This window comes from Sinomonas sp. P10A9 (genome assembly GCF_041022165.1).
GTDB classification, from domain to species: domain Bacteria; phylum Actinomycetota; class Actinomycetes; order Actinomycetales; family Micrococcaceae; genus Sinomonas; species Sinomonas puerhi.
Window position 1 is genome coordinate 4265187 of record NZ_CP163302.1, and the last position, 24474, is coordinate 4289660.

Genomic DNA, 24474 nt, shown 5'->3' on the forward strand with positions numbered 1-24474 from the left:
CCGCGCTGCCTGCGGTGGCGTCAGGCACGGCCCGCCCGCAGTCCGGCACTGACCTTCCGGCGGAGATCGGCCCACGTGAGCGCATCCGGCGCGCCGTCGAACGCGCCGCCCTGCGGATCGTCCTGCCGGGAGAGGCGGATCGGGTCACCGGAGGGCTCGTAGATGTCCATGAGCACGCGCGCACACAGGTAGCCGACCGCGATCATGTGCAGGAGGATCGCGCCCACGTAGTAGGGCGAATCGATGTTGTTCGTCGACGGACCCCCGCTCGTCGTGGCCCCCAGGTACATCCACACCGCCCACCAGTGCAGCGCCTCGGCGAGCATCCAGAGGAGGAAGTCCCGCCAGCGCGGCCGCGCGAGGGCCAGGAGCGGGATGAGCCAGAGGACATACTGCGGCGAGTAGACCTTGTTGGTGAGGATGAACGCGGCGACGATGAGGAACGTCAGCTGGGCCAACCGCGGCCGCCGCGGCGCGTGCAGGGCCACGAACGCGATCGCGAGGCACGCGAGGCTGAAGGACACGGTCGCGATGACGTTGACGGCAGGCGTCTCGAGCGGTGCGCCGTAGCGGATGCGTTCCACGACGAGGTTCCACGCGAAGTAGATGGACGAGAATCCGGCGGTGCGGTCGCGGGCGAAGTCGAAGAAGTACACCCAGCCACGCGGGTCGAGGAGCATCGCCGGGAGGTTCGCGGCGAGCCACGTCACCCCTGCGGCCGCGGCCGTGAGCCACAGCGGCCTGTACCGTCCGGTGCGCACTGCGAGCAGCACGATGGCCCCGAGCACGAGCACCGGGTACAGCTTCGTGGCCGCGCCGAGGCCGATGAGCACGCCCGCCCACACGGGCTGGTTCCGGGCGAACAGGTACATGCCCACCGCGAGCAGCGCCACCGACCACAGGTCCCAGTTGATGAACCCTGCCAGGATGGCGCCGGGGGCAATGGCGAGCATGGCCGCGTCCCACGGGCGCCGCCGGTTGGAGCGCGCGGTCGCGACCACCGCCACGATCCACATGACCGCGAGGAGCACGGCGTTGACGTCGAAGTATCCCGTGGCGCGCGCCTCGGTGGTCCCGGTCCCGGGCACGACCAGCGCAGTGAGGCCCGCGATGAGGCTCGTGAGCACTGGGTACTCGAAGGGCGCGCCCTGGCCCAGGAGCGGCAGGATGCCGTCGGCGAAGCCCCGCTCCTTGAACAGGACGGGCAGGTCCGAGTAGCAGGCCGCATAGAAATGCTGTGGCGTCGTCCAGCCGTTGACGCGGCAGTAGCCCTTGATCACGACGCCGAGCACGGCAGCCAGGGCGGTGAGGATCACGAGCACGCGCTCGGGCGTCCAGAATCCACTGCGGACTATGCCGGGGGCCGCGTGGTCGCCGAGGGGCCCTCCGATAGCCTCGGAAAGCGTGTGCAGGAGGGGGTCATTGCGGGTCGGCGAGATGACCGCCTGCCGTGCATCGGGCTTCTCGTCGGGGCTCGGCTGCATGCGTCGAGCCTACCGCCCGACGTCGCGGGCCCCCTCCAGCTTTCGACGTCCACGGTCCGGCAGGCCGCCCCACAGGAGGACGGCCCGCCGGATGACCCGCGGCATCGGGAGGCCGGAGGTCAGGGAGTGACGCCGAACCCCGCGAGCCAGGTCTGGGAGCTCGGGATGTCCACGCGCTGGTAGCCATCGGTACCCCGGCAGTTCGCGGTGCGTCCGAAACTCGTCACGCCGACGATCACCCCGTCGAGGAAGACCGGCCCCCCGGAGTCTCCGAAGCAGGTCCCGCCGGTGTCCTGTGGGGTATTGACGTTGGCGTGGGTCTGGAAGACCTGGGTGTCGAGCTTCTGGAACCGCATGTCCACGGAGCGGCGGATGAGGGGGTAGCTCATGGGTGCCGGCTTCTGCGGTCCGGAGTCCGGCTTGCGCACCTCCGTCCCGTAGCCCACAGCCGTCACGACCGTCTGGGCCAGGTCACCGGGACGGATCGCATCGAGCGTCCCCGCCGCGGCGATCGGGTAGGTGGGCCTGTCAGTCACCGGGCTGTCGAGCACGACGACGCCGAGATCGTTCCAGTTCCGCAGGTCGGTGAAGCCGGAGTAGTCCGGATGGGCCTGCGCGGTGCCGGTGATCCTGCCCGCGAGATCAGTCGCCGTGTAGCCCGCACTCGGGTGCGCGGCCGTGGGGAGCCCGGACGGCGGCGCCTCGGCGACCACAGGCCTGAAGTCCACGAGGACCTTGCCCACCGTGTCCGAGGTGCAGTGGGCGGCGGTGAGGAGCACGGTGGGCGAAACGAGCGCCGCCGAGCAGCGGAAACGCCCGTCGGGTGAGTAGAACGCAATCATCGCGACCCCCGGGTGGGCGTCACCATCGGCGGTGCCGCCGGTGCTCGCCTGGGCGGGGGCCGCGATGAAGGCCAGACTGCAGACTGTCGTGAGAGCCGCGAGGATGGCGGCCAGTTTCGTGCGCATCGATTCTCCTTCCGGTGCACGGGTGCAGTGCACGTGAAGGAGATTCTTCACGAATTGTCCTTGTCTGGGAAGAGGCTGCGCATTCTCTGAACAGAGACTGACAGCTTCAGAGGATCGGCCGGGACAGTCCGAGCTCGCGCTCCACGGTGTCCCGGTGCGCGTCGATGCGCACGCTGTCGATGCGGGCTGAGCCGATCGCGGACAGGACGCGACGGATGCGGCGGCCCATGGTGGTCACCTCCTCGGAGGGTCTCGGACGTGCGGTGCCGGATCCGGCGGACGACGGCGTGTTGGCCGCCTGAGTGTTGGCGGCCGGCTGTGGCTGGGTGTTGGGCAAATGCAGGGTCTGACGCGAGGACATGGTGATCTCCGTGCGGAGGACAGCGCAGGATGGCGCGGCCGGGGAGTGGACCGATCGACGAGCCGATCAGAGGACAAGCGCCATCAGGGAATGAGCGGCGCGGAATTCGCACATCCGATCAACTCAAAGGCACGCTGAAATAGCCCGAGCGAATTGATCGGGGCAAAATGACCCAGGAAATACCAGAAATCCATGGGACGTGCCGCCAGCACGAGGAGCAGCATCAAGGCACTGCCTTGGTGGGCGCTGCCTCAGTAGGCGGGGAAGAGGAGGGCGGCTCAGCAGGCGGGCTTCACAACGCTCTGCGTGCGAGGCCCGTACCCTAGGCGCGAGGCGAACAGGCCACAAGAGTCGGCGGTCAGGCCGCGCAGGTGATGTGGCGTCGCAGGAGATTCGCTGCCGTGAGGGTCAGGCGCCCGTGGCGCCAAAGACCGGAACGAGGCCGCGTCGACCGCACTCAAAGATATCGGTCCAACCCTGCTTGAGGACTCCGGTCATCGTCATCGGTCCAGCCTCCTTCGCTGTCGTTCGGTCTTGGTGCTTGAGCCGGCTGATCGGTGATCGACTCGATAATCGGATCGGTAATCGGGCCCGTAATCAACTCGGCAATCACAGGCCGTCAGCTCATAACAAAAGGTAGACCACTCTCTGGATAAACCGCAAGAGAATGCAGAGAAATTCTCTGGAGATTCTTGGCGGACGGCCGCGGGAACTCGCTGCTGTGCGCCGATTGAGCTCAGATTAGCCCCGGGAGGACCAGCCCTACAGTCCCCAGGCCTCGATCGCGGGCGTCTTCTTGTCCCACCCGAGCCGGCAGGCCTCGGCTGTCCCGAGGATGAAGTGCCGGCCCGAGGCCGCTGGCAGGCCGAGCCAGCGTGCGGCGAGGATCCGGCAGAAGTGCCCGTGCGCCACGACGAGGGCGTGCTCGACTCCCGCAGTCCGCACCCGCGCAACGATCCGGTCTGCCCGCTCCCCGACGTGTTCGAGCGTCTCGCCGTGGGGCACCCCGTCATTCCAGATGAGGTAGTCCGGGTTTTCCTTACGGATGTCGGCAGAGCGCACCCCCTCGTAGTCGCCGTAGTCCCACTCGACCGCGTTCGGCTCGGGCTGCGCGTCGGGGAAGCCCGCAAGCTCCGCGGTGCGCCGGGCACGCTGCAGGGGCGAGGTGAGCACGAGACCGAACTCCACGCCGTCGAACGTCTTCCGGGCCGAGCGCGCCTGCTCCTCGCCCTCCGCAGTGAGCGGAAGATCCGTGAGCCCCGTGTACTGGCCGCTCCTGGACCACTCCGTCTCACCGTGGCGCAGGAGCCACAGCCTCGTGAGCCCGAAGTCCTCCATGCCGGGAAGCCCCATGCCGTCCATCACGCGTTCTCGCTCTCGTCGGTCCGATCGGTGCACACGGCAGATTCAGGCTGCGCTGCCCACCATTCAAGCAGCCGTTCCCGCGCCTCGTCCTCGGACACGGGCCCATTGTCCATCCGCTCGTTGAGGAGGAACTTGTACGCGCGGCCCACCACGGGGCCCGGGCGAACTCCCAGAATCGCCATGATCTGCTCGCCGTCGAGGTCCGGGCGGATGGCCGCGAGCTCCTCCTGCGAGGCGAGCTCGGCGATGCGGTGCTCAAGGTCGTCGTAGGCGAACGAGAGCCGGTCGGCCTTGCGCTGGTTCCGCGTCGTGACGTCCGAGCGCGTGAGCCGGTGCAGCCGTTCCAGGAGCGGACCCGCGTCCGTCACGTAGCGCCGCACTGCCGAGTCCGTCCACCCCGCATCGCCGTACCCGTAGAAGCGCATGTGGAGCTCGACGAGGCGGGCGACCGCCTTGATGGTGTCGTTGTCGAAGCGGAGCGCCTTCATGCGCTTCTTCACGAGCTTCGCCCCGACGGCGTCGTGGTGGCGGAAACTGACCCCGCCGCCAGGTTCGAATCGACGCGTTGCCGGCTTGCCGACGTCGTGCATGAGCGCGGCGAACCGCAGTACGAAGTCCGGTCCCGGCACCGGGCCCTCCGGACCGGTCTCGAGGCTGGCTGCCTGCTCGAGGACCTGGAGCGAGTGCTGGTAGACGTCCTTGTGCCGGTGGTGCTCATCGGCCTCGAGGCGCAGCGCCGGGACCTCGGGGAGCACGCGGTCCGCGAGGCCGGTCTCCACGAGCAGGTCGATTCCGGCGCGCGGAGCCGCTCCCTTGATGAGCTTCACGAGTTCGTCACGGACGCGCTCGGCGGAGATGATCTCGATCCGCTCCGCCATGTCCGTCATGGCCGCCCTGACTTCGGGCGCGACGCCGACGCCCAGCTGAGACGCGAACCTCGCCGCCCGCATCATCCGCAACGGATCGTCGGAAAAGGACAGTTCGGGGGTTCCGGGCGTGCGGAGGATCCCCGCGTGGAGGTCCGTCAGCCCGCCGAACGGATCGACGAGCTCAAGGGACGGCAGCCGGAGGGCCATCGCATTCATGCTGAAGTCGCGGCGCTCGAGGTCCGCCACGAGGTCCTTGCCGAACGCGACGGCAGGCTTGCGCGACTCGGGGTCATAGGCGTCGGCGCGGTACGTCGTGATCTCAATCTGGTGCCGGCCCTTGCGCAGGCCGATCGTGCCGTACTCCCGGCCGATGTCCCAGTGCGCATCCGCCCAGCCTTTGATGACGGCCAGCGTCTGGTCGGGCCCGGCGGACGTGGTGAAGTCCAGATCCGGCGAGGTGCGCCCGAGGAAGATGTCCCGCACGGGTCCGCCCACGAGGGAGAGCTCGAATCCCGCGTCCACGAATCGCTGCCCCACCTCTAGGACCACGGGGTCCACTGCGAACTGGGGGTCCTGCACTGCCGTCTCATCTGTTGCCATAGTCCTTTAAGCTTGGCAGATCCCGGCGCGGGCGCCTTCCACGCCCCGATGCAGTCCGGGGTTGGGCTCTTTCGTTAGAGTGGACTGCATGGTCATCCCGTTGCCGAGCGATCCTCAGAGGAGGAAGAGTGCGCCCCTGCCGTCGGCTGTCGGGCCGCACATCGCCCCGGCCGGCCAGGCCTACCCGTCGTCGCTGCCGACCGTAGAAGAGGTCTCGGCGGGCGGCGTCGTCGTCGACACTACCGATCCGAACCTGCCCGTCGCGATCATCGCCCGCATCAACCGCGGCGGCCGCCTCGAGTGGTGCCTGCCCAAGGGCCACCCCGAGGGCCGCGAGTCGAACGAGCTCGCCGCGATCCGCGAAATCGGCGAGGAGACGGGCATCATGGGTAACATCCTCGCCCCGCTCGGCAGCATCGACTACTGGTTCACGGTCACGGGCCACCGCGTCCACAAGACGGTGCACCACTACCTCCTGCGAGCCGTGGGCGGGAACCTGACCATCGAGAACGATCCGGACCACGAGGCGGTGGACGTCGCGTGGGTCCCGATCTCGGAGCTCGCGCGGCGCCTGTCCTTCCCGAACGAGCGCCGCATCGCGGATCTGGCCCGCGAGGTGCTGCCCGAGCACCTCCTCTCGTGAGGTAGCCGTGGCAGCGACCAGATCCGCACCTGCCTCTGAGGCCCGCTCGAGCGCGATCATGGCCGTCGGCACCCTGGTCTCGCGGGCGCTGGGCTTCATCCGCTCGTGGCTGCTCATCCTCGCGCTCGGCCTCGGCTCGACCGTCGCCGATACGTTCGTCAACGCGAACAACCTGCCAAACCTCATCTTCCTGCTCGTTGCCGGCGGCGTGTTCAACTCCGTGCTCGTGCCGCAGATCATCAAGGCGAGCAAGGCGCGGGACGGCGGCGCGGACTACATCAGCCGCCTCCTGACACTCGGCGTCCTCGTCATGCTGGTCCTCACGGCCGCCGTGACGCTCGCCGCGCCCTGGGTCATGCAGCTCACGACGTCCGGCTACAGTCCCCCTCAGCTCGCCATCGCGACGGTCTTCGCCTTCTGGTGCCTCCCGCAGATCTTCTTCTACGGCCTCTACGCGCTCTTGACCCAGGTGCTCAATGCGCATGGGGCCTTCGGGCCGGCGATGTGGGCCCCGATCGTGAACAACGTCGTCGCGATCGCGGGGTTGGGCATGTTCGTGTGGATCTTCGGAGCGAACCGGACCAATCCCCACAGCCTGGACAACTGGACCGGCGGCCACACGTTCATGATCGCCGGGATGTCCACGCTCGGCGTCGTCATCCAGACAGCGCTCCTGATGCTCCCCGTGCTGCGGCTGAGGCTCGGGCTCTCCCCGCGGTTCGGGTGGCGGGGCGTGGGCCTCGGGGCCGCAGCGCGCCTCGGCGCGTGGACCCTCGCAACCACCGCGGTGGGCCAGCTGACGTTCCTCTATGTCATGAAGGTCGCCTCCCAGCCCGGCGCCGAGCGCGAGCGGCTGCAGGAGGCCGGCAATCCGCTGTGGCAGCAGGTCCCGGGCAACACCGTCCTCGAGATCGCGTCCCAGCTCTATCTCCTGCCCCACTCAATCATTGCGCTCTCGCTCGCGACGGTCCTCTTCAACCGCATGACGGAGGCGTCCCAGGCGGGCGACCGCGCTGGCGTCCGCGAAGCGCTCTCGCACGGACTCCGCACTATGGCGGTGGCGACGGTGTTCGCAGCGTTGGCGCTGTTCGCACTCGCCGCGCCGCTGGGCATGTTCTTCTCGGGCGGCCGCGCATCCGACGGCGTCATGCTCGCCCAGACGTTGAGCATCCTCGCGCTGAGCACGCCGTTCATGAGCGCCAACTTCATGATGGCGCGCGTCTTCTACGCGAAGGAGGACGCGCGCACCCCGTTCAAGATCCAGCTGTGGCTCGCGATCCTCAACGTAGTCGGCGCCTTCGTCATCCAGTACCTGCCCGCGCGCTACATCATCTTCGCCATCGCCGGCCTGTACACAGTGGGGAACGTCCTCTCGGTGGTCCTGAGCAGCCACTACCTTCGCCGCCAGCTCGGCCACCTCGATGGCGCGCACGTGGCGCGCTCGTACATCCGCATGGGCTACGCCGCGACGGGATCCGCAATCGTGGGAGCGGTCGCGGTCGGGCTCCTCGGCGGCTACAACCCCAGCGGGTTCATCTGGAGCTCGAACTTCGCCGCGCTGGCCGCCATCGTGATCATTGCCGTGCCGATGCTCATCGCGTACTTCGTTCTCCTGCGGGTCTTCCACGTCACCGAGGTACGCGATCTCCTCCGTCCGATCCTCGGCCGGGTCGGTGGGCGTCTCGGCCTTGGTGACGCCGCGCCGTCGCCCGCGCGGTCGACGCACGACGCCGGTGCTGCCGCCGGCTCACGCGGCGAGCCCAGCGAGCCTCCCATCACCGCCGCGATCACCACGATCTCGAACGACACGGGCATCATCCCGCGCATTTCCGGGCAGTTCGATCCGGTGATGTACCGCGCGCGTCCCACCAGTCCGACACCCGAGCGGCTCCCTGGACGGCGCTCGTTCCAAGGGCCGCCGGGAGAGAACCCGAATTTTCCCGAGGACTGAGCCCGAGCGCTCCCGAAGGCCCGAGACGCCCTTCCGCTAGGATCACTAGCAGCACAAGGTGCGGCCACCGGTCGTGCCCGCGCCCGCGACCAGGAGGTTTCCGTGTCCCAGTCCATCGACGTCGGCACCGTGCTCGGGGGACGGTACAAAGTCACGTCTTCGATCGTGACATCCCGTGAGGGTGATCTGGTCCTTGACGGCGTGGACCAGGTCCTGAACAGGCCCGTCAGCATTCTCGTGGCCGGCGCCTCCAACTCGGACCAGCTGGCGCAGAGCGCACGCGAGGTCGCAATGGGCGAGCGTCACGGTGCCGTCCAGGTCCTCGACCTCGGCATCAGCCACGGGGCCACGTACCTCATCACGAACCATACATCTCCCGCCGATCTGCTCGACCTGATCGTTGCGCAGGAGACTCCGTATGTGGAGCCGTTCTTCACCGACACTCTCGGCAGCGAAATCTTCGGCGAATCGCGCTCACACGAGCCGGAGACGTACGACGGAACGGTCAGTCCCGGCAGGCCAGACAACTACATCCGCTATAACGAACGCGGGGAGCCCATGCCCCATGGGCCGGGGGCCGGGGGCGCCGCGCCCCGCGGCGCGGCAGGTGCCGCGGCCGCCGCGGCTGCTGCAGCGGCCGCGGCACGCCAGAATCGCGCGCCAGGCACATACCCACCCGCGCCTTCCCGTCCCACGCAGCCTGGCCAACAGGGCGGGCCCCAGACGGCTGACTACCCTGCGGCGCCCGGCGGTCCGGCGTCCTATAACGGCGGCCCCGCCGCATCGATTCCGCCCCCACCAGCAGCGCCCCCGCAGTCCGCACCGTCGGGAACCCAGCCCCAGCGCTCAGACGAACCATCTCCTCGAGGTCGGGAGGAACTGACCTCCGGTGGAGCTTCGGCCGGATACGGAGCCGCCGGAGGAGCAGCGGCTGCTGCCGCAGCAGGTGCCGCACGTCCCGGCACTCCGCGAGTCACCCCGTGGCAGGCTCCGCAGAATGCGGGGGGCACCGAGCCCACGCCTACGGCTGCCTCACCGGTTCAGGGCCACGCTCCCGCCGAACCACGTCAGCACTGGCCTTCCCAGCGCCCCGCCGCCGTGATGCCCGAGGCGGCCAGACCGTCGTCGTCCGCCCCATACGAAGACTACGAAGACGATGAGAGGACCAAACCGCGTTCCATGCCGTGGCTCGTGGGGGGCATCCTCGCTGTCGTTCTCATCGCGGCGCTGATTTTCGCCTTCACGACCCTCGGCAACCTGTTCCAGCCCCAGGCGGCGAGCACCGCGAGTTCCACACCGCACCCGTCGCAGGGCCAGAGCGGAAGCTCCGCCGCGAGTTCGTCATCGTCAGGGACCGCCCCCGCCCCGACGGCCGCACCAGCCATCGATTCGGTGACTCGGATCAATCCCGACGAACTGAGTTTTGCCAACGACTTCGACAGCAAGCTCCCTCTGACGTTTGACGGAAACCCGGCAACCTACTGGTCCGATATGGAGTTCGCCCGTGAGGACTGGGGCGGATTCACCAAGAGCGTCGCCCTCGCCGTGAAGCTCAAGGATCAGGCCCAAATCAAGCAGGTTACGCTGCTGCAGTCCGGTGGTTCGGGCGGTAACTTCAGCGTCTACACGAATGATCAGCCGAGCCTGACGGGTGCCACGCTCGCCGGGACGAGCTCCTTCACCGGGCCGCAGGTGGTTGTCCCCGTCACCGGAACTCCGACGGCAAAGTACGTCATCATTCAGATCAACTCGCTCCCGCGGCTGTCAGCCCCGAAGACCCAGTACCCGTTCGGTCTGCGTCTCGCCGAGATCAAGGTGGACTAGCGGCGCGCGTCGCTGCATTGCGAGAGGGGCTCCGGTCTGACCGGGGCCCCTTCCCATGTGTGAAGGGTTCCATCTGTGAAGGGTTCTCGACGCCTCGCGCCTCCCCTTGGGTACGCTTGTACGGGAGAGCTCCATGGAATATCGATACCTATCGATGTGTTGTGGCTGCTGACACCGTTATCGTTCGATCGCCCAAAGAAGAGGTATACACCTGTGAGCACTGCTGAGACTGCCGCAGACGTGCGCGACGTCATCGTCGTCGGTTCCGGTCCCGCGGGGTACACCGCAGGCATCTACACAGCACGCGCCAACCTGAATCCGTTGATTATCGCGGGGTCGGTCACTGCCGGCGGTGAGCTCATGAACACCACCGAGGTCGAGAACTACCCGGGATTCCCCTCAGGAGTTCAGGGGCCGGAGCTCATGGACATGTTCGAGCAGCAGGCGTCCAAGTTCGGGGCACAGATCGAATTCGAGGACGTCGAGTCCGTGGAGCTCGACGGCGAGATCAAGTCGGTCACCCTCGCGAGCGGTGAGACCTATAAAGCCCGAGCGATCATTCTTGCCACAGGCTCGGCCTACCGGGAACTCGGTCTCCCCAACGAGAAGCGCCTGTCCGGCCACGGCGTCAGCTGGTGTGCCACCTGTGATGGTTTCTTCTTCAAGGACCAGGACATCGCCGTTATCGGCGGCGGCGACTCCGCAATGGAGGAAGCCCTGTTCCTGACCCGGTTCGCCCGCTCCGTGACGGTCGTCCACCGCCGTGACAGCCTCCGCGCCTCCAAGATCATGGCCGATCGCGCCCTCTCCCACGAGAAGATCAAGTTTGCCTGGAACTCCGAGGTCGCCGACGTCGTCGGTGGTGAGAAGGTCACCGGTCTTCGTCTCCGCAACCTCCTCGACGGCACCGAAACCGAGCTCGCCGTGACGGGTATCTTCGTGGCCATCGGCAACGATCCGCGCACGAGCCTGGTCAAGGGCGTTCTCGAACTCACCGCCGAGGGCACCATCGCCGTTGAAGGACGCTCCTCGAAGACCAGTCTTCCCGGCGTCTTCGCGGCTGGCGACGTTGTTGACCCCACCTACCGTCAGGCCATCACCGCAGCCGGTTCCGGGTGCGTGGCGGCGCTCGACGTCGAACACTATCTGGCCGACGTCGAATCCCGTTCCCTCGCAGCCCAGGCCTAGTTCCTTCCAACAGATCGGATCATCCAGATGAGCAACGCCAAGAACGTCACTGACGCCGAGTTCACCGACGAGGTCCTCATGTCCGAGAAGCCTGTAATCGTGGACTTCTGGGCCGAATGGTGCGGCCCTTGCCGCAAGGTTGGCCCCATCCTCGACGACATCTCCGTCGAGTACGCCGACCGTGTCGATGTGGTCAAGGTCGATGTGGACAACAATCCAAATATCGCGGCTGAGTATGGCATCACCTCCATTCCTGCTGTGTACCTGTTCGAGAAGGGTAGGGTCACCGGAACGGTGATCGGCGCCCGCCCGAAGCAGTACTTCGAGAAGGAGTGGAGCGAGGTTCTCGTCAAGTAGACACTTGGGCGAGTCCCCCCGCGGGGAGGTGCGGCGCATGCCGTGCCTCCCCTTCTTCATGGCCGCGGCTCTACTTGACCCGGCGCTACCTTCGGTCGTGCCCGGCCCCGAGCGCCAGCCTGTTTCACGTGAAACCGGCCACCATTTGAGTTCGCCCTCGGCTCGCTACGCCCGCCGCCAGTCGGAATTTTGGCTTCGCTGACCCTCGGCACACATGTCCTATCAGTTGAACCGCACGGCACCTTCAAGTCTCGATCCACAACGCGGATCGGGTGGTTAGACGGATGGTGACCGCACAGGTTGCAGGAATGCGACGGACAGATAGTTCGGGCACGTGGTGCGCCAATTCCTCCAGGAGCATCCAGCTCCGCGCCGCTAAGGTGGCACGGCGGATGACTTGAAGGGGCTTCAGTGCTCATGGGTTTCCTATACGCCAGCGCACTGGTCGCGCAGCACCAAGTTTCGGCCGCCTCCAGCTGAACTCAAGCCCGCTAGCTTGGTGCAGCGACATCGAAGCGGAGCATGGAAATGACTCGACAAGTCGACTCCGCCGTCTCGATCCAGCCCCTGAATCGCCCCCTCGACCTAGCTGTTCCCTGATTCGGAGGGATGATCTCCACCCCTACTATCGACCAGGGCCTCTTGTTTCACGTGAAACAGCGCTGTCGGTCTCTCATCAGGCTCGGAAGTTGCGCATTCGGCCTTCTGAAAACCGGCCGTACACGAGATCCAGCTGACCAACCCGACATCTCATACGTGGGCCGCTTTCACGGCCGATGACCCGTTGAATCAACTCAAGAGGGTGTATCGGCCGGCGGAGGCAGTAGTCTTCCGTAGTGACTCAACGCTCAGGAAAGAGTGAAGCCAACGACTTTCACTACCACTCCCTCATCTCGCCTGTGGGCCATTGCCAATCTTCTGTCTCGCGCCCGAGCGCGACAAGCGGGACGTTCACATACCCCGTGACTGTCGATCCTGACTAGATTCGCGAACCAGTCCGAGCCCAGACGATAGCGGTCTGCTGAGCACCAAGCTGTTCATCATGACCATCAGGGGCAATCAACGTCCTAGCATTGCCCGATCCGGCTCCTCGAGCAGGTATCGGCCCGACAACTCTTTGGTCGATAGTGCCACTGCGCGACATATCCCTGTCGCGCAACCGACCATCGTCACACGCTCCCCAAGTCTCAAGAAACTAAATACTCAGGTTCAAGATCTCCAGGACTGCGCACTCCAAGTTTCGGCTCCTCCGGGCAAGCGTGCGCCCAGCAATGCCGCGACCATGCCCGATCGCGACGCTCCCATCGTTCCCACCAGCACTCAAGTCGGGATCGCGCCGAGGTAGTCAGGCCCATCAGCGTTCGTGCGCCCAGTGATGGACACACCACAGCTGATGCGCGGAAGCGCCTTGTGGTGACCCTCAGACCGTCAAGTTGCAGGTAATGGTGTCGCGATCGCCTCGGCATCATGGCTTCCCGTAGTCATCGGGAAGCCTTCGATAATCAAGCCACGGGTCCACGAACCACCCATGACGCGTGTGTGTTGATCGTTGCGGTGAGACCTACGAGCGTCGGTAACGAGTCGGACGCGAGCCGCCGACAATCTATCCCAAGTGTCCTGGCGCGCGTGTCCTGCGGGTCATCGGTGTCTCCTGAACGGTCGGAGTCAGAGGATGGTTACAGTGACCATGAGTTCACACGGTAATAGGCGACGCGTTTGGCGTAGCGGGTGGCGAGGTCGGAGCTGCTCAAGGCGGTTAAGGCAGTCGTAGACAACATTTGGTGCGGCAGTCCTCGTGGGGTCGAATGCTAACGGTCGCCCGCCCGACGTCCCTTGCCCTTGGTCACGCGGCAGGGTCCTCCGGTCGGCTCGCTCGCGCCCATGGAGCGGATTCTGCGCCTGCGCGGCGCTACCGAGATCGAGGGGTGAGAGTAGATCTTGCCAGCCAGGACGGCTGCAATCGTGCTATGCGGTCTGCCGGGGCCAAGCCAGAGCCGATGCGTTGGCCGCTACCCGTCTCGCGCAGGGCCTCGGCTGAGGGCGCGTTCCGCGTCCTGAACCGAGTGTCGGATCACTCATCGGTAGCCCCCTCCCGTCGACCGCGAGGTGGATCCTGCAGCTCAGTTCGTGCGGAGAGTTTCGATGCCGTCACTATCCGTTGCGATGGGCTCGACCGCGGGCTGACAGCCCTCTGATTCTAGGTCCAGGCGGCGTGCTGGTGAACCCCGAACGACGGTGGAGTCGATGCTGAAGACCCATTCGGCTTCCCCAACGGCGTCGCCCTTTGACGGCGGGATCAGCCATTCTCCGATGGTCCGTCCAGAGAACACTTCCGCAGTCGCTCGCGCGCGGTCTCCCACGGGCCGTCGGAAAGCTCCCGTCATGGGACCCCGGTGCACAGCATGAATTGGTATCGCTCTTGTCAGGTGCCCGTGATCGCACCAAGGTCCGAGACGGGAGGCGCCGGTTCGCTTCCGCCCCGCGCCCTGTCACTGAACCCGCCTCTGCCAACCACCCGCCGGACCCAACACTGCCCCCAGCACCAGCCCCCATTCACAGGAAACCTTTGCCAGCCGGCGTCGAGAGCGGCGTTGATGTTCTGGCGGAAGACGTTGGCAGGGTCCCACCCGCACTTGTGCGCCGACAGCTGAGCCACTGCGCATCTCTCCAGCCCGCAGGCCACAGCCACCGTTCTGGCCTCACCTCACCGATCTCACTGGCGCCCCCTCTTCAACCAAATGGTTTCACGTGAAACATGAGCGCCTCGCTACCCGCTACCCAGAGGGCCACTCATGGTTTGACATGCCTTCTATCGACTTCACTCCTTCCACAGCGAGAATCCATGGCGCACCGGCTCGATAGCCGCTTGATGGGTTATGGTGCTCGACCATCCGACGCATCATTCAACCCGCGTACCAATCGAAGGCGGAGTCAATCGTCGGGCACACCATCAGCGCAGTCGGGGTCGGGCAGACCCCGTGACGACAGACCATGCCTCGAGCATCCGTTCCTTGGGACAGCCGAGAGGCCTCCCACACAGCCGAACCCATACTCGCGCATATTTGATCTTTCACGTTGGTTAGGTATTCGTCCATCGCTCGCACTCCAGGGAGTGTCGTCACTCGAAGCCGGATATAGGTGGGCAGGAAGGCCTCTCACCTCTAGCCGGAAAGGTGATGCGGTGGTGCCCACTCCCCGCGCAGCCCAGTCGCGCTCCAGGGCTATCCACACTCTTATCCACAGGTTCCATCCAGGGGCTTGCACATCGGAGTGACGGGATGACCGAAGACGAACGGGGACCCTGTGGATAGCGTTTCGGATCACGCTGCCAATAGGTTCTGCTTTGGTGATGGTCCGCAAGGATGATGACAGGGAGCGGGGAGCACCAATGTGTCTGGTTCGCGTGGTGAGGCTACTTGCCAGGGATGCTGGTTGTCAGCGCACTTCGGTAGATATCGACGCTAGAACACCATATTGCAGACGACCCGCGACTCGAAGACTTCGGGTAGTGCGCCATGGCAGCAGAGCACGATGTCAACGCTCCCGGAGGCTACCCTCCGGTCATGGCTAACCTATGGATCGGTCTGCGATGTAGAGCGTGCGACCTCCGCACATTATCGACAGGACTTATCAATACGGTTATCCACAGGGACCCCTCCGCGGCTGCAACGCCAGGGTTCGAAGTTGTCCACAGGTAGCCGAAGGATACCGGCCCTAACTTTTGAGCTCCGACCGCTGGTCCATGTCGGTTCATTTGGAACCAAGTCTCAGATTCGTCTTCCGGAGTCTCGAACAACTCGGCGACGCCAAGTTCAGGTCCACCGTGCGTTCAGTCTCCTGGCTCGTCAGTCCTCCCGTCGGCCGTCGCCATCTGAGACTGAAGAGCGGTCATCGGGCGGGTCCGAATCCAAGGTAGACGCGGAACTGCGTCATGCGAGAAGGCGTTGACTGCGGCAAACCCATGCCGGGGCGAAGACGAGACAACGCTCGAGGAGGTGCGGAGGTGGCGTCAGCTGGACACGCTAAGTCGTAGGCCGCACCCGTCACCTTCCGCAAGCTACGCGCCAGCTTCGGCAGGCCATTACGACAAGCTCAATGTGAAAGCCGCGCGCGGAAGGCCCCCGCTCACCTCCCACTGAGAGCAAGGCCAGATGGTCCATGGATGTTTCACGTGAAACAACCGCCCTAACCACTGCAGACACCTTGGCCCCCGTGCGTATATCCCTCTGCCCCAACGATCGCAGCCCGCTGGTCATCGGTGCCAGATGGATACGAGCAAAGAGAAGAAGCAATCCCAGCATCCGCTGCAACACGGCATCACGGCTCCGATCGGGGGCAAATCCGGTGATGCCATTCCAGCCGACCCATGGGAGCGCGCGCTCACGGCCATCAATGCCCGCCCTTCACTTCCATCCGGTTCCTGGAATGCCACTGAGCCACATGCAGTGTGGGAGATTCGGATCACCAACCAAGAGACTCACACGACCTCAACCATGTCCGGTCTGAGACGACCCCCGCTCAATGTGCCTCTAGGCCCGCCAGTCCCCTCTGCCTGCACCAAGGTCAGGTGTCAGTCGCGCTCCCTCGTCTTGCGCGTACTCCCCGTGCGAGCCAACCCGAACATCTTGGCGGCTCCCGGGACGCGGACGCAACTGAGCCAAGACGCGTAGCTAGCTGAGCCACCACGTTCTCCTCCAGATGCATCGCGGGAGTTCCGGGGTGCCGCCCGACAAGGAAAGGCTTCAGTTGAGATGGCTGGCAACAGGCCCGCTCAAAGTCGTCATCGGGTCGAACTCATAGCGATCCCCCCGTTGCCCCGCGCGAGGGAGTGCCGCAGACCCCCACACCGGAAAGCCAGATCGTCGAGTTCGATGGGCGCTCCACATTCCGTCGGGTCGGTGCTCGCCGCGGCGTCATCGCCATTGAATCCGGTCCGCTACTCGCACCTGCCCACAGCTTGGTCGAATCTAGACCGATCACTGAGTAAGCCGCGAAAGACCGGCGAGGCTCTGCGTGCACCTCACACCCCGCGTCTCCCGCCGGCATGCGCCAGCCAGCCCAAGCAACCCGGCGAGGACTGATGGTCAAGCCGGCAAAGACTCTGGATTCGCGCTCGTTAGTCCCCTAAGTCCTCTGTCCAGCTATACCGAACCCCAACTACAGCGACGATCATCTGCAAGCTGCCGCCATGCGGCACCGAGGGAACGTCCGCAGCCATGAGCCGGTGTCCGGTTAGCCGGCAGACGGCTATCACACACCTCCGTCGCGTAGTCAGTTGGAAATCGCGGCTGCTCACTACCGCGAAGGAGACCCATTCCGTGGAGTCGGCATTGAAGAACCTCGAAATCTGCCTCCAAGACGAGCTGGTTGTTCGTGTGAATCGCTGGGCGCGGCTAGGTCGCGGTGTGCTCAGACAGATAGTGCACTGAGACGGGCTGCAAGCTCGCGCAGCGGCGCACTCATCTTCTGCTGTTCAAAGAACAACTGCCTTCAGCGAAGGATGGCCGGCCAGGTCTCGGACGACGACAGGAACATGCGCCGCTCCGCATTCCGGAAGATCATTGGAGCATCGCCATCGACCGTCTCCTCTACGCATCGAGGCCCCAAGGATCACCCAGATTTGATGAGCCACACTCACCGTAGCCATTCACATCGCTCGGGCTGAAACTCCTCGTGCCACCCACACCGGAACCGTCCGTCTCGTCCTGACCCGGATGTTCTGCCACAAACGGTCCACAGCACCACATGATTCAAGACATACCTTGGCGACACCGGTCCGTCGAAGGCCCGCGCCGCGACCCAGCAGCTCGTGTCTACCGATCTCGATTGGTATATGTGGACTAGAAAGCCCCGTCGTAACCGAGTCACACATCAGGCTCAGCGGACGTAGCTTCCCCGACGACTGTGTACCTAGCGGACAAGCCGATCGCCGCCCACGCATAAGCGATCGAAGGTTAGTTGAGAGACGAAATCGGGCTCTGAACTCGGCGATCCACTTCGCTCGACACTCCCTCGGTCCAGTCCGGTTCGTCCTGGTGTTTCACGTGAAACAGATGATTCCGCCGAATCCTCTCTCTTACTCCCCAGACCGCGATCCAGACCGCGATTACTCCAGATTGCGATCCGTCGTCCGCGACAGCACCAACGTCGGCCCGCGTCATCGGCCGAACAGACTACCGAGCATGACGCCTCCCAAGTTGAGCACGGACTGACGATCCCACCGAACTGAGTCGGGAAGCCAGCTTCCCCAAAGGCCTCGCCCGGAGAACGGCAAATGACCCTCGCCCCCTCGTCGGCCGGACAATGGGGCATACGCACTCAACACTCACGGATCCACGGCGTAGTAACAGAGAGCGAACGAGAGAAATCACCCGCGGACTAAGAAACCGACGAAGCCACCGACGAGGGCGCTTCTGAACTATCCACCAATGTCCAGCAAGACAGCAAAGCGGGGGTCCGTTTCACGTGAAACGGACCCCCACTTGCGAGCATTGAGAACTACGAGACTTCGTCGTGCGAAGGAATGCTATTCCTCTTCGGGGCTGATAAGCGTCATGATCCGGTTGAGATCCTCAACCGAAGCGAACTCGATGCTGACCTTGCCCTTCCTCGCGCCAAGAGTGATCTTCACATTGGTGTCGAGTCGATCCGAAAGAGAGGAGGCCAGGAAGTCGAGTCGTTCGTGCCGCGCGTTGTTGCGCGTCGAAGCTCGTCGAGCCTCCTGCGGCTCCTGATAGAGCGCCACGGCTTCCTCGGTTGCTCGAACCGAAAGTCCCTCTGACACAATCTTCTGTGCCATGCGCTCAATCGAAACATCGTCTGGAAGCGACAACAAGGCGCGGGCGTGGCCCGCCGAGAGGACCCCCGCCGCAACCCGACGCTGAACCAACGGAGGAAGCCGAAGCAGGCGAATCGTATTGGACACTTGAGGCCGCGACCTGCCGATCCGGTCCGCAAGCTCCTCATGGGTGGTCCCAAAGTCCTCGAGAAGCTGCTGGTACGCAGCGGCTTCTTCGAGCGGATTCAGCTGACTCCGGTGAAGGTTCTCAAGAAGGGCATCACGCAGCAGAGCATCATCGCCAGTGTCGCGGATAATGGCCGGAATGGCCTCCAGCCCGGCTTCCTTCGCGGCACGCCATCGCCGCTCACCCATGACCAGCTCAAATGATTCACTACCCGATTCGGTTGATTTCCGAACCACGATGGGCTGGAGGATCCCGATCTCGCGAACCGAGTGGACCAGCTCGGCCATTTCCTCCTCATTGAAGACAGAACGAGGCTGCTTGCGATTCGGATGGATCTTCTCGACGGGGAGTTCGGCGAACTGAGCACCCGGAACCTCAACCAGGTCGAGATCATCGGTGTCCCGCTGCTTTGCCTTGGAGCGAGTGGACCTCACAGGCGGCCGCTTGCCTCCATCAACCGACGGCTCGTCAGCCTCAGGAGATGCCGTGACGGGAGTCTGTGCACCGTGGGACTCCTCCTTCTGCCCCGCCACAACCGGCTTCTCAGCTGGCACCCCCTCAGCCGAAGACTGGTCAGTCCTGGTCGTCTCCTCGGACTCGTCCTCGGTCCGCCGCCCCGAATCCGGGAAGAAGAGGTCCACAGGGCGCGCAGGCGCCGTCGAGCCACTGGCTGCCGGAGGTGCACTGGGAATGAGGGCTCCCAGGCCCCGGCCCAGTCCTCGGCGCTTCTCGCTCATGCGGTTATCCTCCCTCACGCCCGGTAGCCGGGCACCTGACTGTTCGAGTCGTCTGCAACGGCATGCGCCGTCGTCCTAGCCCTCAGCGATCTCCGCGGCTGCCTCGAGATACGAGAGCGCCCCCGTCGAGGTCGGGTCGTAGGTCATCACGGTCTGCTGGTAGCTCGGCGCCTCGGAGATCCGCACGGACCGCGGAACCACGGCCTCGAGCACCTGCTCAGGGAAATGCTCGCGCACCTCGGCTGCCACCTGGGCGGCAAGGTTTGTCCGACCGTCGTACATCGTCAGGAGGATCGTCGACACTCGAAGATCGGCATTGAGGTGCTTCTGGATCATCTCGATGTTCTTCAGCAGCTGGCTCAGTCCCTCGAGCGCGTAGTACTCGCACTGGATCGGGATCAGCACTTCGCTCGCGGCGCAGAAGGCGTTGACTGTCAGGAGGCCGAGGCTCGGCGGGCAGTCGATCAAGATGTAGTCGAGCCGCGGAAGACCCTCTTCAGCGCGCGTCACGGCGTAGTTCTCGATCGCCCGGCGGAGCCGCTGCTCACGAGCCACGAGCGAAACCAGCTCGATCTCAGCGCCGGCCAGATGGATGGTCGCGGGGGCGCAGACGAGATTCTCGACGTCGGGGCACTGGGCGATGACGTCAGCGAGGGGTTCGTCGTTGATGAGGACGTCGTAGATGCTCTCGACCTCGGCATGATGCTCGATCCCGAGCGCCGTCGACGCATTGCCCTGAGGATCGATGTCAATCACGAGCACCTGGAGGCCCGCAGAGGCCAGAGCAGCGGCGATGTTCACCGTTGTGGTCGTCTTTCCGACCCCGCCCTTCTGGTTGGACACCGTGAACACCCGAGTTGAGTCGGGCCTGCGGAACCTGCGCCCCTGAAGCCGCTCGCGGCGTCGTGCCTCATTTGCCAGCTGGGAGGCGATGGGGCTGCCCTCGTCAAGGGTCTTCAGGAGGGACTGGTCATCGCGCGGTAGGCTTCCCGGCATCCCGTCGGCTCCCTCCCGAGCCGGATGCGGAGCAGTATCCATGTCGCCGTCCGCCATGGCGCGCGCAGATCCGAGCGTCAGGAAAGGAGGGATCCGCTGGGCCGACGTATCGCCACTGCTCACTGTCAACTCACTCTCGATTCGCGTCAATTGCCTCACACCAGACTAGCGTCTGCGCACGCACTACCGAGGGAGATCAGGATCCCCCGACGACGATCCGCACCACGGTGGTAGGCTCCTCGAGCAGCCCTTCCCCCACTGTGTGAACCTCGGCCGAGTGCCCCTTGAACTTGCGGATGGCCTTGGCAGCCTTCTCCACTTCCTCCGCGGCGCTGCGGCCCTTGATGGCCACGAGCGTCCCCGATCCACCAAGCAGCGGAAGCGTCAAGGGAATGAGCGTCGCCAAGGCGGACACAGCCCGGGCAGTGACAAAATCGACGTCGACCGTCCCGGCCACCTGCTCGGCGCGCCCCCGGACCACCGAGACATTGGTCAGGCCGAGATCCGCGACCACTTCCTCAAGCCAGACCACTCGCCGCTCTAGGGGCTCCACGAGCGTGAGCCGGAGATCCGGCCGAGCGATCGCCAGGCAGAGGCCGGGCAGACCCGCGCCGCTCCCGACATCAGCAAGCGTTGCGCCCTCGGGGAATTCAGACTCGATGACGGCGCAGTTCAGGACGTGCCGGCTCCAGAGCCGCGGCACCTCCCTGGGCCCGATCAGCCCTCGCTCGAGGCCGGAGGTTGCCAGGTGGCCCACATACCGCCTTGCGAGATCGAGCCGGTCGCCGAAGAGGCGTTCAGCGGCGATCTGTTCGGGCTGCGTCAGTCCTGGTGCCGTCCCCACGGCCTGGCTGGGCGACGACTCCTCGGCCATGGGTCAGTCCGCCGAGACGACGATGTGACGGCCCGCGCCCTCACCCTCAGACTCGCTGCCGAATCCGAGCTCGGCAACCGAGTCGTGCACGATCTTCCGCTCATACGAGCTCATGGGCTCCAGATGAACGGACCTCTCGCCCGCCTTGACTCGTTCGACTGCTTTCTCGGCGATCTCCTGAAGACGCACGGACCGTTCGCCACGGTAGCCGCTGATGTCCAGGACGAGTCGGGATCGATTGCCCGTGGCGGCCAGAACGGAGAGTCGGGTGAGCTCCTGAAGAGCCTCGAGGACTTCACCGTCGTTGCCCACGAGTATGTCCAGGCCCTCGGCCTCATCATCGCCGACCACCGAGAGGTAGGAGCGGCCGTTGCGGACCTCGATGTCGATGTCGCCGTCGATGTCCGCGATATCAAGCAGTTCCTCGAGGTAGTCGGCGGCGACGTCGCCCTCCTCCTCGAGCCGGCTCAGCGGCGTCTCCTCGGCCGCGTCGTCGGCGTCCTCGCCGTCCGAGACCGTCTCGTCGGCGGCGTCGTCGCCGTTCGAGACCGTCTCGTCGGCGGCGTCGTCGCCGTTCGCGATGTGCTCGGCAACTGCGCCCTCAGCGTTCGAGGCGTTCTCATCCGGGTGCTCGACGGCGTCCTCGCCACTGGGCAGGTTGACGGCAGTGCTCTCGGAGGTCATGACTTCTTCTTCCTGTTCTTCCGCACCGGCTGCTGACGCTGGGCCTTCGGCTCGGGCGGGGGCGGCATGTCCTCGGGCTTCATGGCCTTGCCGGTGGTCACGTCGATCGGCGCTAAGCCTCTGGCAATGCGACGCTCGTTGAGGGCTTTCGCGGCTGGCGAGCCGGGGGAAGGCATACGGCGGATCACGTAGAACTGCTGGCCCATGGTCCACAGGTTGGAGATGGTCCAGTAGATGAGCACGCCGATGGGGAAGTTGATGCCGCCGATGCCGAAGACGAGCGGCAGGATGTACAGCAGGATCTTCTGCTGGCGCATGAACGGGCTGGCCATGGCCGCCTCGGACATGTTCTTCGCCATGATCTGCTTCTGCGTGATGAACTGCGACGCGGTCATCGCAATGATCATGAGGATCGACAGCACGGCAACCACCACCGCGTCGCCGCCGCCGCCGTGGAGGAGCGAGGCCGAGAGCGGGGCACCGAAGATGCTCGAGTTGTGGAACTGATCCACCTGGTCATGGTTCAACGCACCGATGCCAGTGTTGTTCGACTGGGCGTTGCTGATCCCGGAGAGCACACGGAAGAGGCCGAAGAAGAACGGCATCTGGATCAGCATGGGCAGACACGCGGAGAACGGGTTGGTCCCGTGCTGCTTGTACAGAGCCATCTGCTCCTGTGCCATGGCCTGGCGGGAGAGCTGGTCCGACTTGCCCTTGTACTTCGCCTGAAGCTTCTGCAGATCCGGCTGGAGCAGCTGCATGCCGCGCTGCGCCTTGATCTGCCGCACGAAGACGGGAATGAGCGCGCCGCGGATCACGAGGACGAGGCCGATGATCGAGAACGTCCAGGTCCAGCCGCTCGCGGCGGGAAGGCCGATGAAGGAGAGGGCGTCGTGGAAGGCCACCATGACGAAGGAGACCAGCCACTCGAAGGGCAGAAGTATTGTCCCTAGAGGGTCCATGCGTTTTCCCTGTTTCCTTGTTATTTTCTCGTGTCGTCAGGCTGCGGGCCGTCTTGACCCGCATCATCAGTCCAGAAGCGATCGGGGTGGTTCAGCACCACGATCCTCGGGATGTGGTCCTCCGGCCAGTGCCGATGCCCTTCCGGAACAGGATCGATTCCTCCTGAGTTCCAGGGATGGCATCGGACCAGCCGGTGCACTGCCAGATACGATCCTCGCACAGCCCCGTGCACTGTGACGGCCTCGAGCGCGTAAGCGGAGCACGACGGGAAGAACCGGCACACCTGCCCGTACAGGGGGGACACAGCGAGCCGGTACGCCTTGAGGAGAAGGATGAGGATCTGCTGCGGCAGCGTCCACACGAAGCGCACGACGACGGTGGCCCACCTCGCCGCGGTTGTTCGGCGCGGCGACCCGCTCACCTCAGCCATCCGTGGTCCTCTCCCGGTCGGTCGGCTCCACGCTGCTCCCGCGCGCGCTCTTCTTGTCGCTCTCGCCAGAGCCCCTGTCTGGGGCGCTGTTTCGCTCAAGACGGCGCAGGACTATGCCCAACGCCGACTCGTAGTCCTCACTGAGTTCGGACCAGCTCGCCCCTGACGACGCGGGAAGCGCACGCACAACGACGTCGAGTCCCACAGGCCGGAGACGGACGGTGATGGCCGCGGCCTCCCTCAGCCTCCGTTTAACGAGGTTGCGGGCGACTGCGTTCCCCACTGCCTTGGACACGATGAATCCGAAGCGCGAGGGCTGTCCCTCTGAACGGACCGCATACAGCACGACGTTCCGGCGCCCTTGGCGGACGCCGGAACGAACGGTATGCGTGAAGTCGGCGCCGGAACGCAGGCGGTGGGTCGCAGCGAGCATCAGTTCAGCATCAGCGCGGGCCTGCGGCCGGAGCCGTCCCGGTCAGTACTCAGGCCGAGAGCTCAGTGCGGCCCTTGGACCGGCGGGCCGCCAGGATGGCACGGCCTGCACGGGTGCGCATACGAAGGCGGAAACCATGCTTCTTGGCACGGCGGCGGTTGTTCGGCTGAAAAGTCCGCTTGCTCACTTCTCTCACTCCAGTAGATTGAGCGCGTCTGCCGGACGGGTCGAAGTGCAGGCGGACGCTATGTTCTTGGGGATCTGCCATCCCGCCGCGCCTCATGCCGGCCGCCATAGCGTTCGGTCCCCAAATCAGGGAGCTTCGCGTGGCGTCCGAGGGCATGCGACAGGACCAGTAGGCAGACACAATGGACTTAACGACGTTAGGTCACGAGGGCACGCAGCGTCAATTCGACGGCGCAGCGGAACACACCCCACCGTGGGCGCGACCGCGGTCTCGGGATGTCCCCAGCCTGTGTCCAACTCCACTCACAGGCCTGTGGACAGCGGCTCTGCAAGGGAGGCCGTGCGAACTTCACCAGTGTAATTCATTGGGGCCCAGACCCCAGCTATCTTCCGGGTTGTCGGATCCTCTAGGCTGTCTCAGTGCCTTCCTCCACGCCTGTGGGTATCCCTGTGGATGAAAACTGGCGGTTCAGAGGATGAAGGCGCACCGGAAGACCGCGGCCTCCCTGCCCGGACTCGGATTTCCTCGAGTCACAAACGCGTCATAGATGCCAGGCAGCCGGCGTGGTCGAGGAAGCAGTCAGGTAGAGGAGCAC

At 65.1% G+C, this 24474-nt stretch carries 18 protein-coding genes; 5 read left to right on the forward strand and 13 right to left on the reverse strand.

The window, feature by feature from the left end; genetic code table 11:
• Positions 1-20: 20 nt before the first annotated feature.
• The 5 genes from AB5L97_RS19625 to AB5L97_RS19645 all read right to left on the reverse strand — a co-directional run bounded on the left by AB5L97_RS19625 (position 21) and on the right by AB5L97_RS19645 (position 5647).
• Entirely contained in the window at positions 21-1484 is a 1464-nt protein-coding gene (locus tag AB5L97_RS19625) for a glycosyltransferase family 87 protein (protein ID WP_369045973.1), read from the reverse strand.
• 119 nt (positions 1485-1603) lie between these two features.
• Complete coding sequence (locus AB5L97_RS19630; RefSeq protein ID WP_369045974.1) at positions 1604-2452, reverse strand: S1 family peptidase; 849 nt, start codon at positions 2450-2452, stop codon at positions 1604-1606.
• 106 nt (positions 2453-2558) lie between these two features.
• A complete protein-coding gene (locus AB5L97_RS19635) occupies positions 2559-2813 on the reverse strand; it encodes a hypothetical protein (RefSeq protein ID WP_369045975.1) in 255 nt (84 codons plus the stop codon).
• 762 nt (positions 2814-3575) lie between these two features.
• Entirely contained in the window at positions 3576-4175 is a 600-nt protein-coding gene (locus AB5L97_RS19640; RefSeq protein ID WP_307958674.1) for a histidine phosphatase family protein, read from the reverse strand.
• Entirely contained in the window at positions 4175-5647 is a 1473-nt protein-coding gene (locus AB5L97_RS19645) for a CCA tRNA nucleotidyltransferase (RefSeq protein ID WP_369045976.1), read from the reverse strand. Before AB5L97_RS19645 ends, AB5L97_RS19640 begins: the two co-directional genes overlap by 1 nt.
• Before the next feature lie 136 nt (positions 5648-5783).
• On the opposite strand from AB5L97_RS19645, the gene AB5L97_RS19650 reads away from it, so the two are divergent.
• The 5 genes from AB5L97_RS19650 (at position 5784) to trxA (ending at position 11610) form a co-directional block, all read left to right on the forward strand.
• The gene (locus AB5L97_RS19650) at positions 5784-6290 is read left to right on the forward strand and encodes an NUDIX hydrolase (protein WP_307958709.1); all 507 of its coding nucleotides are present in this window, start codon (positions 5784-5786) and stop codon (positions 6288-6290) included.
• A gap of 58 nt (positions 6291-6348) precedes the next feature.
• Positions 6349-8241 (forward strand): murein biosynthesis integral membrane protein MurJ, encoded by a 1893-nt coding sequence (gene murJ, locus AB5L97_RS19655; protein ID WP_369047480.1) that lies wholly within the window; start codon positions 6349-6351, stop codon positions 8239-8241.
• 102 nt (positions 8242-8343) lie between these two features.
• A complete protein-coding gene (locus tag AB5L97_RS19660; protein ID WP_369045977.1) occupies positions 8344-10065 on the forward strand; it encodes an ABC transporter substrate-binding protein in 1722 nt (573 codons plus the stop codon).
• A 213-nt stretch (positions 10066-10278) separates the two neighbouring features.
• Positions 10279-11253, forward strand: coding sequence for a thioredoxin-disulfide reductase (gene trxB / locus AB5L97_RS19665; RefSeq protein ID WP_307958678.1), 975 nt, complete (start codon positions 10279-10281; stop codon positions 11251-11253).
• Positions 11254-11280: 27 nt separating this feature from the next.
• Positions 11281-11610, forward strand: a complete 330-nt coding sequence (gene trxA / locus AB5L97_RS19670; protein ID WP_307958679.1) for a thioredoxin — start codon at positions 11281-11283, stop codon at positions 11608-11610.
• Positions 11611-18136: 6526 nt separating this feature from the next.
• Here the strand turns inward: trxA and AB5L97_RS19675 are convergent.
• The 8 genes from AB5L97_RS19675 to rpmH all read right to left on the reverse strand — a co-directional run bounded on the left by AB5L97_RS19675 (position 18137) and on the right by rpmH (position 23879).
• Positions 18137-19312, reverse strand: a complete 1176-nt coding sequence (locus AB5L97_RS19675) for a ParB/RepB/Spo0J family partition protein (protein WP_369045978.1) — start codon at positions 19310-19312, stop codon at positions 18137-18139.
• A gap of 75 nt (positions 19313-19387) precedes the next feature.
• The gene (locus AB5L97_RS19680; protein ID WP_423246868.1) at positions 19388-20308 is read right to left on the reverse strand and encodes a ParA family protein; all 921 of its coding nucleotides are present in this window, start codon (positions 20306-20308) and stop codon (positions 19388-19390) included.
• Positions 20309-20504: 196 nt separating this feature from the next.
• Positions 20505-21182, reverse strand: coding sequence for a 16S rRNA (guanine(527)-N(7))-methyltransferase RsmG (gene rsmG, locus AB5L97_RS19685; protein WP_369045980.1), 678 nt, complete (start codon positions 21180-21182; stop codon positions 20505-20507).
• Positions 21183-21185: 3 nt separating this feature from the next.
• Positions 21186-21866 (reverse strand): protein jag, encoded by a 681-nt coding sequence (locus tag AB5L97_RS19690; protein WP_369045981.1) that lies wholly within the window; start codon positions 21864-21866, stop codon positions 21186-21188.
• The gene (yidC, locus tag AB5L97_RS19695) at positions 21863-22828 is read right to left on the reverse strand and encodes a membrane protein insertase YidC (protein ID WP_369045982.1); all 966 of its coding nucleotides are present in this window, start codon (positions 22826-22828) and stop codon (positions 21863-21865) included. Before yidC ends, AB5L97_RS19690 begins: the two co-directional genes overlap by 4 nt.
• Before the next feature lie 20 nt (positions 22829-22848).
• A complete protein-coding gene (gene yidD, locus AB5L97_RS19700) occupies positions 22849-23259 on the reverse strand; it encodes a membrane protein insertion efficiency factor YidD (RefSeq protein WP_307958685.1) in 411 nt (136 codons plus the stop codon).
• Positions 23252-23692: a ribonuclease P protein component gene (rnpA, locus tag AB5L97_RS19705; RefSeq protein WP_369045983.1), complete on the reverse strand. Its 441-nt coding sequence runs from the start codon at positions 23690-23692 to the stop codon at positions 23252-23254. Before rnpA ends, yidD begins: the two co-directional genes overlap by 8 nt.
• A gap of 49 nt (positions 23693-23741) precedes the next feature.
• Positions 23742-23879, reverse strand: coding sequence for a 50S ribosomal protein L34 (rpmH, locus tag AB5L97_RS19710; RefSeq protein ID WP_127513203.1), 138 nt, complete (start codon positions 23877-23879; stop codon positions 23742-23744).
• Positions 23880-24474: the final 595 nt, after the last annotated feature.

Coding starts and splice junctions, on each gene's coding strand:
- AB5L97_RS19625 (WP_369045973.1), bottom strand. CDS start 1,484: ATGCAGCCGAGCCCCGACGAGAAGCCCGATGCACGGCAGGCGGTCATC.
- AB5L97_RS19630 (WP_369045974.1), bottom strand. CDS start 2,452: ATGCGCACGAAACTGGCCGCCATCCTCGCGGCTCTCACGACAGTCTGC.
- AB5L97_RS19635 (WP_369045975.1), bottom strand. CDS start 2,813: ATGTCCTCGCGTCAGACCCTGCATTTGCCCAACACCCAGCCACAGCCG.
- AB5L97_RS19640 (WP_307958674.1), bottom strand. CDS start 4,175: ATGGACGGCATGGGGCTTCCCGGCATGGAGGACTTCGGGCTCACGAGG.
- AB5L97_RS19645 (WP_369045976.1), bottom strand. CDS start 5,647: ATGGCAACAGATGAGACGGCAGTGCAGGACCCCCAGTTCGCAGTGGAC.
- murJ (WP_369047480.1), top strand. CDS start 6,349: ATGGCCGTCGGCACCCTGGTCTCGCGGGCGCTGGGCTTCATCCGCTCG.
- trxA (WP_307958679.1), top strand. CDS start 11,281: ATGAGCAACGCCAAGAACGTCACTGACGCCGAGTTCACCGACGAGGTC.
- AB5L97_RS19675 (WP_369045978.1), bottom strand. CDS start 19,312: ATGAGCGAGAAGCGCCGAGGACTGGGCCGGGGCCTGGGAGCCCTCATT.
- AB5L97_RS19680 (WP_423246868.1), bottom strand. CDS start 20,308: ATGCCGGGAAGCCTACCGCGCGATGACCAGTCCCTCCTGAAGACCCTT.
- rsmG (WP_369045980.1), bottom strand. CDS start 21,182: ATGGCCGAGGAGTCGTCGCCCAGCCAGGCCGTGGGGACGGCACCAGGA.
- AB5L97_RS19690 (WP_369045981.1), bottom strand. CDS start 21,866: ATGACCTCCGAGAGCACTGCCGTCAACCTGCCCAGTGGCGAGGACGCC.
- yidC (WP_369045982.1), bottom strand. CDS start 22,828: ATGGACCCTCTAGGGACAATACTTCTGCCCTTCGAGTGGCTGGTCTCC.
- yidD (WP_307958685.1), bottom strand. CDS start 23,259: ATGGCTGAGGTGAGCGGGTCGCCGCGCCGAACAACCGCGGCGAGGTGG.
- rnpA (WP_369045983.1), bottom strand. CDS start 23,692: ATGCTCGCTGCGACCCACCGCCTGCGTTCCGGCGCCGACTTCACGCAT.